This window comes from Mycobacterium paraffinicum, from assembly GCF_001907675.1.
Taxonomy (GTDB): domain Bacteria; phylum Actinomycetota; class Actinomycetes; order Mycobacteriales; family Mycobacteriaceae; genus Mycobacterium; species Mycobacterium paraffinicum_A.
Genome location: NZ_MPNT01000016.1, coordinates 14713 through 27127, shown reverse-complemented (window position 1 = coordinate 27127; position 12415 = coordinate 14713). Strand labels below are relative to the sequence as shown.

Genomic DNA, 12415 nt, shown 5'->3' with positions numbered 1-12415 from the left:
TGCGAAGCATACGAGCAATGCTTCAGAAGGAACCATCGCCATGACCGCAACACCCTTGTTCAACGTCCCGCTCGGCGCCTGCACGCAGGACCCCGACCGTTGGACCACCGCCCCGGACGCCGAGGCCATCGCCGCGTGCCGGGCGTGCCCCCGCCGGTGGATGTGTGCGCGGGACGCCGTCGAGTCGGCGGGCGCGGAAGGCCTCTGGGCCGGCGTGGTGATCCCCGAGGGTGGCCGCCCCCGCGCATTCGCGCTGCGCCAGCTGCGATCCCTGGCCGAGCGCAACGGATACCCCGTGCGCGAGACCGCGAAGTCGGCCTAGCCTCCTGCCATGGCCGCCCGCTTCGGGTCAGCGTCGGGTCCCGACGGAAACCGTTGCACCGCTTTCCCTTTGGGGCTTCTGAACAGGCGCCGGCCGTTACGTTGGCTCGAACCGGAAGACGGTGAGCCGCCCCGCCAGTGCTTCGAATTCGTCAGCCGTTCCATCACGCACCATCCCGGATCGCTTCGCGAATGCCACACCGACGGGGACCTTGGCGGGGAATTCCCGCAGCACCGGCCGCGCCTGGGCGGCGGAGAGTTCGACGATCCGGACTTGCTGTGATCGTCGGCCCCGGCTGAGCCTGCCGGTGCCCGCCGCCCGGGCGTTCGCCGCCCAGTCGGCACCGGGGTAGCCGGCAACGACGTAGAGGCCACCCTCGAATTCGAACGGGGTCATCGGGGTGCTGCGTGGCCGACCCGACTTGCGGCCGGGCACCGTCAGCACCATCGCGGGACCGGTGGGGATTCCGAGCCGTTGGACCGCCATCATCACCTTGTTCATGGGCTTGAGGTAGCGCGGCGGGCGCGGTTGGGACATGTCGGGTTCCTTAACTAGTGACGGAGAAAACGTCGCGATGCTCGGCGACCCACTGGGCGAACGGGGTCGCCGGCCGCCCGAGGATCTTCTCGACGTCATAGGTGACCAGCGCGGGATCGTCGAGCGTCGCGGCGAGCATGGCGATGTAGGCGTCGGCGAAGGCCGCCGGAAAGCCCAACCCGATGAACCGTTGGCGCACAGCGTCGTTCGGTATCTCGCGGTAATGCAGCGGTCGGTTCAGGGCGGCGCCGATGGCTTCGACCAATTCGGAATTGGTGAAGGCCTGCGGACCGGTCAGCGGGATCCGCTGCCCCACCAAGTCATCGGTCAGCAGCGCCCGCGCCGCCACCTCCGCGATGTCCGTCTCGGCAATGGGTGCCACCGAGGCCGAGGCGTACGGGCCGTAGACCACCTCGCCGGCGCGGATCTGCGGTGCCCACATGCCGGCGAAGTTGGTCGCGAAAACGGTGGGCCGCAGGCTCACCCAGGCCAGGCCGGAGTCAACGGCGAGCTGCTCCACCTCTTTATTGCGGTCTCCGCGGAAGCGGGACGGTTGCCTGGCGAAGTCGTCATCGGCATTGATGGCCGAAAGCGCGACCAGCTTGGTGACACCGGCGCGGACGCATCGTGCCACTACCCTCTCCAGGTCCGCACCCAGCGCCCGGGAGTTGAGGAACACCGCCGACGCGCCGGGCAGCGCATCGGTCGCCGAGCCCATCAGCTCGACACCGGCGGGAAGACCGGCTCCGTCCTGGGCGCGGGTGACCGCCCGGACCGACGCGCCCGCCGTCACAAGCGCGGCGACCAGGGGCCGCCCGACGTTACCGGTCGCGCCGGTTATCACGATCGTCATGGGATGGTTCCTTCCTGAGTTTTTTGCTGTCCTCCAAGGACGGGGCGCGAGGTGGGAAAGTTACAAGGGAGGTTCCGTAACTTTTTGCCGCAGCAGATCGTCGAAGAGACATGAAACAGTCGCAATCAGCGGGCGACCAGGTCGCCGACGCCTGGCGGCGTCACCGCCCATATCTGGTCAACCTCGCCTACCAAATGCTCGGCGACATCGGCGAGGCGGAAGACGTTGCGCAGGAAGCGTTTCTGCGGTTGTCGAGGGCCGAAGTAGGTGAGATCGAGGATGTCCGGGGCTGGCTGACGGTGGTGGCCAGCCGGCTGTGTCTCGACCAGGTGCGCTCCGCACGCGCTCGCTACGAACGCCCGGGTGAAATCGGAGAGCGGCCGGCGCCGCACCGCTCCGATCCGGCCGACCGGGTCACCTTGGACGACGAGATCCGCGCCGCGTTGCTTGAGGTGCTGCGCAGGCTCAGTCCGGGGGAGCGGGTCGCCTTCGTGCTGCACGACGTGTTCGGCGTCCCGTTCGACTCGATCTCCGAAACGGTGGGCCGCCCGGTCGGTACGTGCCGGCAGCTCGCGCGGCGCGCGCGAGCGAAATTCGTTGCCGCTCAACCTACGACGAACGTCGTGGCCGCAACCGAGCATCAGCTCGTCACCGAAAGATTCATCACCGCATGCGCCAACGGTGACCTTGCCGGGTTGGCCGCGGTGCTGGACCCGACGGTGTGGGGCGTCGGCACCATTCTCGCCGACCCGGCGCCCCCGCAGCAGATCAACCACGGGCCGGATGCGGTGGCAACCAACCTGCTGCGGTACCTGTGGCCGGACGTGACGCTGGTCAGCGGCCCCGTCGGGCAACCGGTGCTGCTGGCATTCAGCCAGCGCCGGCTGTTTGCCGTCATCGTGCTGACGATCCGCGGGTCGAAGGTGGCGAAGCTCGAGGCGATTGCCGACCCGTCCGCGCGGACGGGCAACGTCGCCGAGCAGGCCTAGCTGGGCCGCTGGTTGTTGGGGCGGGCCGCGAAGTAGCCGGCGATTGTCGCGGTGACCTCGAGGAACTTTCGCCGCGTTGGGGCCGACAATTCGCGGCTCACATCGATGACGCCGCCGGGCCGAAGGTGCGGATCGAAGGGCACCTCGATCACCGGCCGGCCATGGTCGGTGAATTCCCGGGCCAGCTGCGCCCGCGTGCGTCTGTCGGCGTGGCCGTCGGAGTCGTTGAGCACCACGACGCTGCTCTGCAGCAGAGTTTCGAAGCCGTGGTCCGCCAGCCACTCCATGGTCCTGGCGGCGGCCGACGCGCCGTCGGCCCACGGCGACGAGACCACGATCAGCGCGTCCAAATCGCGCAGCACCTCCTGAGTGACCGGCGCGTCCATCGTCGAGCCGCAGTCGATGACCGAGATCGCGAAGTGGCGGTCCAGGCGCAGCGCGGCCTCCCGGTAGATCGCGGCGTCGAGCACGCGGCGGGGGCCGGACGCCGGCTCGCCGCCGAGGACGTAGAGGCCGGCGGAGTTACGTCCCACGCGGGCAACCACGTCGGCGAAGGACTGCAAGTTCTTGTCGGCGGTCAGTTCCCAGAACGAGCCGCTGGTCGCCGGGTCGATTCGGCTGCTGAGGCGGCCGAAAGCCGTGTCGGCGTCGATCGCCACGGTGTGATCCTGCCGACGGAGTTCGGCGAACAGCGATCCGACGCTGGCGGCCACCGACGTCTTGCCCACTCCACCCTTGCCGAGGACGCCGACCTTGTAATTGCCGTGCAGGCGGGTGCGGATGATCGCCTCGAACTGCGCGTCCTGCTGCTGGGCCGGTGACGGGCCGAGCTTGATCAGGCCGAAAGTCATCCGCCGGAGAACACGTCGCCAACCGCGGTCGGGCACCGCCGCGGTGCCCGCCGGAGCCGGCTTGGGGCCGATCGGTGCGACGGGGGCGGCGGAGGCCCCGGGGGCCGAAGCGGCCTGCGGAGGCGGCATCGCGGGCGGCCTCGGCGCAGCTTTGGCGGCGGGGGGTTGCTGGGGCGGCGGCGCTGGACGCGGCGGAGGCGCAGATGGTCGCGGCTGCGGCGGGGCGGCCAGCGGTGGCCGGGGCGCCGAATGCTGGCCGACCGGAAAGGGGGGCGGCGGCACGGACCTGGGCGCCGGACCGGGCGGACGCGCCGCCGGTGCGCTGGTCGGCGGTTGCACACGGTCCCGCAGGAATTCGTCGCGCTCGTTCATGGGCTCCTCGGGTGCCAGGCGATCGAGCGGCGCTCGTGTGGTTTGTCCGGCGCCAGTGATAAGCGCCACGGCCCCACCACCGACGCCGGATGCGGACCAGTACCGGTCAAGTATCTCCTCCGTGGCTCGCATTGCCACCGTGCAAACTTAGCAGCGCTTACTGCACCGCGGCTTCGGCAGCCTGAGTCGCGCTCTGAACACTGTCATGCCGGTCGACCACCGCGCGCTACGCACACTCACGCCCCGCATCAGCAAACTTCCATGCGCGGCCGATCCACCCCAGCGGAGCGCTGGGATCCGGACGGTGGTGACGCAAATTGCAAACCTAAACCAGCACGTCGGCCCGGTTGCAGCGCTTCCTCCGCCGACAAATTTACGGGGCTGCCAGCTGGCGGTTAGACTTGGCGAAGTTGGCATGTCAGGCGGGTATTGTCATATCGTTTTACGACTTGTCGAGACCGGTTTCCAGGCCACCGTTCAACGTTGCACGGACGCATCCCTAACAGGATGGTCTCCGCCTGGGGGACAGCCTATCGAGGCAAGACCGAGGGGTCACAGCCCGCAACCTTCGGGTGCGATCTCATCGGAGCAGCCGTCAACGGCCGCTCGCAACGTTCAGGTGAAGGGTCAGGTGCATATGACGCCCAAGCGCGTCGGGTTATACAACCCCGCGTTCGAGCACGATTCGTGCGGGGTAGCCATGGTCGTCGATATGCACGGCCGTCGTAGCCGCGACATCGTGGATAAGGCAATCACCGCGCTGCTCAATCTCGAACACCGCGGTGCCCAGGGCGCCGAGCCGCGCAGCGGTGACGGGGCCGGCATTCTGATCCAGGTTCCGGATGCGTTCCTGCGTGAGGTCGTGGACTTCGAACTGCCCGAGCCGGGCAGCTACGCCACCGGCATCGCCTTCCTGCCGCAGTCGGCCAAGGACGCCGCCGCCGCCTGCGACGCGGTCGAAAAGATCGCCGAGTCCGAGGGCCTGACGGTGCTCGGCTGGCGCAACGTGCCCATCGACGACTCCTCGCTGGGTGCGCTGTCCCGCGACGCGATGCCTACCTTCCGGCAGGTGTTCCTGACCGGCGCTTCGGACATGACACTCGAGCGTCGCTGTTATCTGGTCCGCAAGCGCGCCGAGCATGAACTCGGCACCAAGGGGCCGGGACAAGACGGTCCGGGGCGCGAAACCGTTTATTTCCCAAGCCTTTCCGGTCAGACCATGGTTTACAAGGGCATGCTGACCACCCCGCAGCTCAAGGCGTTTTACCTTGACCTGCAAGACGATCGGATGACCAGTGCGCTGGGCATCGTGCACTCGCGGTTCTCCACCAACACCTTCCCGTCGTGGCCGCTGGCCCACCCGTTCCGTCGGGTCGCTCACAACGGCGAGATCAACACCGTCACCGGCAACGAGAATTGGATGCGGGCCCGTGAGGCGTTGATCAAGACCGAGATCTTCGGCACGGAAGCCGATGTCGAGAAGTTGTTCCCGATCTGTACCCCGGGCGCCTCCGACACCGCACGCTTCGACGAGGCGCTCGAACTGTTGCACCTGGGCGGCCGCAGCCTGGCCCACGCGGTGCTGATGATGATCCCCGAGGCGTGGGAGCGCAACGAGTCGATGGACCCGGCGCGTCGGGCCTTCTACGAATTCCACGCGTCGTTGATGGAGCCCTGGGACGGTCCCGCGTCGATCACCTTCACCGACGGCACCATTGTGGGCGCCGTGCTTGACCGAAATGGCTTGCGCCCCTCGCGGATCTGGGTCACCGAAGACGGCTTGGTGGTGATGGCTTCCGAGGCCGGCGTCCTGGACCTGGACCCCGCCAAGGTGGTCCGCCGGATGCGTTTGCAGCCGGGCCGGATGTTCCTGGTGGACACCACCCAAGGTCGCATCGTCGCCGACGAGGAGATCAAGGCCGAGCTCGCGGCCGAGCACCCGTACCAGGAGTGGCTCGACCGCAACCTGGTTCCCCTCGAGAAGCTGCCACAGGGCGATTACGTTCGGATGCCCCACGATCGACTCGTCAAGCGGCAGTTGGCATTCGGCTACACCTACGAGGAGCTCAACCTCCTGGTGTCGCCCATGGTGCGCACCGGCGCCGAGCCGATCGGCTCGATGGGCACCGACACCCCGGTCGCCGTGCTCTCGCAGCGGCCGCGGATGCTCTACGACTACTTCCAGCAGCTCTTCGCCCAGGTGACCAACCCGCCACTGGACGCCATCCGCGAGGAGGTGGTGACCAGCCTGCAGGGCACCACCGGCGGCGAGTGCGACCTACTGACGCCGACCGAGCAGTCGTGTCACCAGATCGCCTTGCAGCAGCCGATTCTGCGCAACCATGAGCTGGCCAAGCTGGTCAACCTCAACCCCGACGACGAAGTGAACGGGCGTCCGCACGGCATGCGGTCCACGGTGATTCGCTGCCTGTACCCGGTGGCCGAGGGCGGCGCGGGACTGGCTGCGGCGCTCGACGACGTGCGCGCACAGGCGTCGGCGGCGATCGAGGACGGTGCGCGAGTCATCATCCTGTCCGACCGGGAGTCCGACGAGCGGATGGCACCCATCCCGTCGCTGCTCGCCGTCGCCGGCGTGCACCACCACCTGGTGCGCGATCGGACTCGCACCCACGTGGGCCTGGTCGTCGAGACCGGTGACGCCCGCGAGGTGCACCACATGGCGATGCTGATCGGGTGCGGGGCGGCGGCGATCAACCCCTACCTGGCGTTCGAGTCGATCGAGGACATGCTCGACCGCCGCGTGATCGACGGCATCGACCGCGAAAAGGCGCTGAACAACTACGTCAAGGCCGCCGGCAAGGGCGTGCTCAAAGTGATGTCCAAGATGGGCATTTCGACGCTGGCTTCCTACACCGGGGCGCAGCTGTTCCAGGCGGTGGGCATCTCCGAGGACGTGCTTGACGAGTACTTCACCGGGCTGAGCTGTCCGATCGGCGGGATCACGCTCGAGGACATCGCCGCCGACGTCGCCGCCCGGCACCGGCTGGCCTACCTGGACCGCCGCGACGAGCGGGCGCACCGCGAGCTCGAAGTGGGCGGGGAGTACCAGTGGCGCCGGGAAGGTGAGTACCACCTGTTCAACCCGGAGACCGTCTTCAAGCTGCAGCACTCGACCCGCACCGGTCAGTACAAGATCTTCAAGGACTACACCCGGCTGGTCGACGACCAGAGCGAGCGGATGGCCTCTTTGCGCGGCCTGCTCAAGTTCCGCGGCGGTGTGCGTCCCCCGGTCCCGCTGGAAGAGGTCGAACCGGCCAGCGAGATCGTCAAGCGCTTCTCCACCGGGGCGATGAGCTATGGATCGATCTCGGCCGAAGCGCACGAGACGCTCGCCATCGCGATGAACCGGCTGGGCGGGCGATCCAACAGCGGTGAGGGCGGCGAGCACGTCAAGCGTTTCGACCGAGACCCCAACGGGGACTGGCGCCGCAGCGCGATCAAGCAGGTGGCGTCCGCACGCTTCGGCGTGACCTCGCACTACCTGACGAACTGCACGGACATCCAGATCAAGATGGCGCAGGGCGCCAAACCTGGTGAGGGCGGCCAGCTTCCGGGGCACAAGGTGTACCCGTGGGTCGCCGAGGTCCGGCATTCCACACCCGGCGTCGGCCTGATCTCACCGCCGCCACACCACGACATCTACTCGATCGAGGATCTCGCGCAGCTGATCCACGACCTGAAGAACGCCAATCCCTCCGCGCGGGTGCACGTCAAGCTCGTCTCCGAGAACGGGGTGGGTACGGTTGCGGCCGGTGTTTCCAAGGCGCACGCCGACGTGGTGTTGATCTCGGGTCACGACGGCGGCACCGGCGCGACGCCGCTGACATCGCAGAAGCACGCCGGCGCCCCCTGGGAGCTGGGTCTGGCCGAGACGCAACAGACCCTGCTCCTCAACGGGTTACGTGACCGGATCGTCGTCCAGGTGGACGGTCAGCTCAAGACGGGCCGCGACGTGATGATCGCCGCGCTGCTCGGCGCCGAGGAATTCGGCTTCGCCACCGCGCCGCTGGTGGTCGTCGGCTGCATCATGATGCGGGTCTGTCACCTCGACACCTGCCCGGTCGGCGTGGCCACCCAGAACCCGCTGCTGCGGGAGCGGTTCACCGGTAAGCCGGAGTTCGTCGAGAACTTCTTCTTGTTCATCGCCGAAGAGGTTCGGGAGTACATGGCGCAGTTGGGTTTCCGCACCCTCAACGAGGCCGTCGGCCAGGTGGGGGCGTTGGACACCACGCTGGCGCGCGCGCACTGGAAGGCCCACAAGCTGGATCTCACGCCGGTGCTGCACGAGCCCGAGTCGGCGTTCATGAACCAGGACCTGTACTGCAGCTCGCGGCAGGATCACGGCCTGGACAAGGCGCTGGATCAGCAGTTGATCGTGATGAGCCGGGAGGCGCTCGATTCCGGCAAGCCGGTGCGCTTCTCCACCACGATCAGCAACGTCAACCGCACGGTGGGCACCATGCTCGGCCACGAGGTGACGAAAGCTTATGGCGGCCAGGGCCTTCCGGATGGGACCATCGATATCACCTTCGACGGCTCCGCCGGCAACAGTTTTGGGGCCTTCGTGCCGAAGGGAATCACCCTGCGGGTCTACGGCGATGCCAACGACTACGTCGGCAAGGGCCTGTCCGGTGGCCGAATTGTGGTGCGACCGTCGGACAACGCCCCACAGGACTATGTGGCCGAGGACAACATCATCGGGGGCAACGTGATCCTGTTCGGTGCGACCAGCGGGGAGGCCTTCCTACGCGGAGTGGTCGGTGAGCGGTTCGCGGTCCGCAACTCCGGTGCCCACGCGGTGGTCGAGGGTGTGGGTGACCATGGATGCGAATACATGACGGGTGGTCGAGTAGTGATTCTGGGCCGCACCGGCCGCAACTTCGCCGCGGGAATGTCGGGCGGTATGGCTTACGTCTACGACCCCGACGAGGAATTGCCGGACAATCTCAACATCGAGATGGTGGAGATGGAGGCGCTGGACTCCGACGATGCCGAGTTCCTGCACGGGATCATCCAGGCGCACGTGGATGCCACCGATTCCGCGGTGGGCCAGCGGATCCTGGCCGACTGGCGCGACCAACAGCGCCACTTCGTCAAGGTGATGCCGCGCGACTACAAGAAGGTGCTGCAGGCGATCGCGGAAGCCGAGCGCGACGGCATCGACGTGGACAAGGCGATCATGGCGGCCGCGCATGGCTGATCCGAGCGGCTTCCTGAAGTACACCCACCGGGAACTGCCGAAACGTCGGCCTGTCCCGCTGCGGTTGAAGGACTGGCACGAGGTCTATGAAGACTTCGATGAGGGCACCCTGCGGGAGCAGGCCACCCGTTGCATGGATTGCGGTATTCCGTTCTGCCACAACGGCTGTCCCTTGGGAAACCTGATCCCCGAATGGAACGACCTGGTGCGCGGGGGCCGCTGGCGCGACGCGATAGAGCGGCTGCACGCCACCAACAACTTCCCGGACTTCACCGGCCGGCTGTGCCCGGCGCCGTGTGAGCCGGCGTGTGTGCTCGGCATCAACCAGGATCCGGTGACGATCAAGCAGATCGAGCTGGAGATCATCGACCGCGCCTTCGAAGAAGGCTTCGTGGTGCCGCTGCCCCCGGACAAGCTGACCGGGAAGAAGGTTGCGGTGGTGGGCTCGGGCCCCGCCGGTCTGGCCGCGGCGCAGCAATTGACTCGCGCCGGCCACACGGTCACCGTCCTCGAGCGGGCCGACCGCATCGGCGGCCTGCTGCGCTACGGCATCCCAGAATTCAAGATGGAGAAGCGGGTTCTCGACCAGCGCTTGGACCAGATGCGCGCGGAGGGGACCGAGTTCCGCGCGGGTGTCAACGTCGGCGTCGACATCACCGCCGACCAGCTGCGCGGCGACTTCGATGCGGTGGTGCTCGCCGGTGGCGCGACCGCTGCGCGGGACCTGCCCATCCCCGGCCGCGACCTCGACGGAATCCACCAGGCGATGGAGTACCTGCCGTGGGGCAACCGGGTGCAGGAGGGCGACGACGTCCTCGGCCCCGACGGGGAGCCTCCGATCACCGCGAAGGGCAAGAAGGTCGTCATCATCGGCGGCGGCGACACCGGCGCGGACTGCCTGGGTACCGCGCACCGGCAGGGCGCAACCGTCGTGCACCAATTCGAGATCATGCCGCGCCCGCCGGAGTCCCGGGCCGAGTCGACGCCGTGGCCGACCTACCCGCTGATGTACCGGGTGTCGTCGGCGCACGAAGAGGGCGGCGAGCGGGTGTTCTCGGTGAACACCGAGCGGTTCGTGGGCGAGGATGGCCGCGTGACGGCGCTCAAAGCGCACGAGGTCACCATGCAGGACGGCAAGTTCGTCAAGGTGGAGGGGTCGGACTTCGAGCTCGAGACCGATCTGGTGTTACTGGCCATGGGCTTCGTCGGCCCGGAACGAGAGGGCCTCCTCACCGACCTCGAGGTCAAGCTCACCGACCGCGGCAACGTCGCGCGGGGCGCCGACTTCGACACGTCGGTGCCAGGGGTGTTCGTCGCCGGGGACATGGGCCGCGGCCAGTCGTTGATCGTCTGGGCCATAGCGGAGGGCAGGGCGGCGGCCGCGGCGGTGGACCGCTACCTGATGGGCGAGACCGCCCTTCCGGCGCCGGTCAAGCCGACCGCCGTCCCGCTCCAGTAGTCACAGAAGCCACTCCAGAATCACGAGCACCAAAATCGGCGAGTCTGCCACCGTTTGCCAGGTGGCGGGTGTCTAATAACCCGTTGTGGGCTTCGTCACCCGGGCGATAGAGCGGGGCCCCGGCTGAACGGAACGATCGCAGGAGTGATCACTGTGCATATCAATCCAGTACCTCGATCACGGATGGGGCGAATCGCCTGGTCCTGGTTTCGTCACCCGGTGAAGAGCCGCGAGTTCCCGGCTAAACACGAGCGCCTCGTCACCGCCGCCGAATTGCTCATCTTCGGGGCGTAGCTACCCGACCACGCGCCTTTGGCTGCGACACCGGGGGTTTGCTCAGCGAAGCATTCGGGGGAACTTGCCCGGGCACCGCGAACCTCCGCGGTGCCGAGGTCATCAGCGATCCAACAGTCCCGAATCGCGGATGACCTCGGCCAGCGGTTCCAGGACGCCGGGGTCGTGCGGCGGGTTGATGTAGACGATGCCCAGGTCGAGTCCTTCGGCCGCCAGGCCTGCGGCCTCCTCGACGACTTGCTTGTAGTTGCGCTGCTCGTCCAAGCGCAGGTGGGCCGACAACGTGATTTCCTTCGGATCGCGCCCGATCTTCTCGCACTCCGCGGCCAGCACGTCGCGCTTGCGCGCGAACAGCTCGGGCGGGCCGCCGACGAAGTTCCAGTGCTGCGCGTAGCGCGCGGTGATCGGCAGCGTCCTCTTCTCTCCACTGCCGCCGATGCAGATCGGCGGGTGCGGGCGCTGCACGCCCTTGGGCTCGTTGCGGGCGCCCTTGAGCTGGTAGTACTTGCCGTCGAAGTCGGTGGTGTCCTGACTGAGCAGGCCGATCAGCACCTGGCACGCCTCCTCGAACCGATCGAAGCGGTCCCGGATGCTGCCCAACTCGATGCCGTAGGCGCCCGACTCTTCCTCGTTCCAGCCGGCGCCGATGCCCAACTCGAGTCGCCCGTTCGAGATGATGTCGAGTGCGGCGGCCATGTTGGCCAGCACCGCGGGGTGGCGGTAGTGAATGCCCGTCACCAGAGTGCCCAGGCGCAACCTCGTGGTGGCCTGCGCCAGCGCGGTCAGCGTCGTCCAGCCCTCCAGGCAGGGCCCGCTGCTGTCGGAGAAGATCGGATAGAAGTGGTCGAAGGTCCACCCCGACTCGTAGACGTCGATGTCATCGGCGGCCTGCCAGACGGCGAGCATGTCGGCCCAGGTGGTGTTTTGGGGTGAGGTCTTGAAGGCGAATCGCATGAAACCGACGTTAGTCGATCTTTATGAAGGGCAACTAAACTCAAGCGCGCGATGAACCACCCCCTCGGCCTCGACACCAGGGTCACGCTGCTGGCGGCCGGACTGATCTTCTTGCTTGCGTTGATCCTCGGGGTCTGGAAGTACCGGCAGATCATGACCGCCGATGACCACCGCGCTCATCCCTACGTCGACATCGCGCACCGGGCGGCGTTGCTCTACTCCTTTGCGACGCTGCTGCTGGCGGTCTTCGTCGGGCTGAGCGCGTGGCCGACGTGGGTGAACCTGACGGCGGCGGGCGTGGTCGTCTTCTTCTTCGTCGGCGCCATCCTCAGCTACATCGGGCACGGGGCGCGGCGCGACACCGTCAACCAATTCGAGAACCCCGCCCGTGGGACCGGGGTGATGATGGCCTTGCTCATCGCCGGCGAGATCGGGGGCTTCAGCGTGTTGCTCGCGGGATTCATCGCCGGGCAATTCCGGTAATCCGGGCGGCTTTGGCGGTGACCTGCGTCGCCCGGCTCCGCCGCGCTTGCAGTCACCGCGGGCTTTAGCGGTGACCTGCG

8 protein-coding genes and 2 pseudogenes are annotated in these 12415 nt (G+C 67.5%); 5 read left to right on the top strand and 5 right to left on the bottom strand.

Annotated elements, in window-relative coordinates:
* Positions 1-40: 40 nt before the first annotated feature.
* Positions 41-205, top strand: a pseudogene (locus tag BRW65_RS32955) (WhiB family transcriptional regulator); the annotation flags it as partial.
* Between the two features lie 39 nt (positions 206-244).
* On the opposite strand, the pseudogene BRW65_RS32950 reads toward BRW65_RS32955, so the two are convergent.
* From BRW65_RS32950 to BRW65_RS17905, 3 genes and pseudogenes are all read right to left on the bottom strand, one after another.
* Positions 245-325 (bottom strand): annotated as a pseudogene (locus tag BRW65_RS32950) (hypothetical protein); the annotation flags it as partial.
* Positions 326-418: 93 nt separating this feature from the next.
* On the bottom strand, positions 419-859 hold the full coding sequence (locus BRW65_RS17910; protein ID WP_073876880.1) for a nitroreductase family deazaflavin-dependent oxidoreductase: 441 nt from the start codon (positions 857-859) through the stop codon (positions 419-421).
* Between the two features lie 10 nt (positions 860-869).
* Complete coding sequence (locus tag BRW65_RS17905) at positions 870-1712, bottom strand: NAD(P)H-binding protein (RefSeq protein ID WP_073876878.1); 843 nt, start codon at positions 1710-1712, stop codon at positions 870-872.
* 110 nt (positions 1713-1822) lie between these two features.
* Here BRW65_RS17905 and sigI point away from each other — a divergent pair, with 110 nt between their 5' ends.
* The gene (gene sigI, locus BRW65_RS17900; protein WP_073876876.1) at positions 1823-2701 is read left to right on the top strand and encodes an RNA polymerase sigma factor SigI; all 879 of its coding nucleotides are present in this window, start codon (positions 1823-1825) and stop codon (positions 2699-2701) included.
* Here sigI and BRW65_RS17895 read toward each other — a convergent pair.
* Positions 2698-3924 carry a MinD/ParA family ATP-binding protein gene (locus tag BRW65_RS17895; RefSeq protein ID WP_208611853.1) on the bottom strand — a complete coding sequence of 409 codons (1227 nt, stop codon included), beginning with the start codon at positions 3922-3924 and terminating at the stop codon, positions 2698-2700. The two genes, sigI and BRW65_RS17895, sit on opposite strands and share 4 nt — an antisense overlap.
* A 637-nt stretch (positions 3925-4561) precedes the next feature.
* On the opposite strand from BRW65_RS17895, the gene gltB reads away from it, so the two are divergent.
* Positions 4562-9145: a glutamate synthase large subunit gene (gene gltB, locus BRW65_RS17885; RefSeq protein ID WP_073877034.1), complete on the top strand. Its 4584-nt coding sequence runs from the start codon at positions 4562-4564 to the stop codon at positions 9143-9145.
* Positions 9138-10604: a glutamate synthase subunit beta gene (locus BRW65_RS17880; RefSeq protein ID WP_073876872.1), complete on the top strand. Its 1467-nt coding sequence runs from the start codon at positions 9138-9140 to the stop codon at positions 10602-10604. The genes gltB and BRW65_RS17880 overlap by 8 nt, the downstream gene beginning before the upstream one ends.
* Before the next feature lie 396 nt (positions 10605-11000).
* Here BRW65_RS17880 and BRW65_RS17875 read toward each other — a convergent pair whose 3' ends face one another.
* Positions 11001-11852 (bottom strand): LLM class F420-dependent oxidoreductase, encoded by an 852-nt coding sequence (locus tag BRW65_RS17875; RefSeq protein ID WP_073876870.1) that lies wholly within the window; start codon positions 11850-11852, stop codon positions 11001-11003.
* A 51-nt stretch (positions 11853-11903) separates the two neighbouring features.
* On the opposite strand from BRW65_RS17875, the gene BRW65_RS17870 reads away from it, so the two are divergent.
* On the top strand, positions 11904-12335 hold the full coding sequence (locus BRW65_RS17870; protein ID WP_073876868.1) for a hypothetical protein: 432 nt from the start codon (positions 11904-11906) through the stop codon (positions 12333-12335).
* Positions 12336-12415 lie beyond the last annotated feature (80 nt).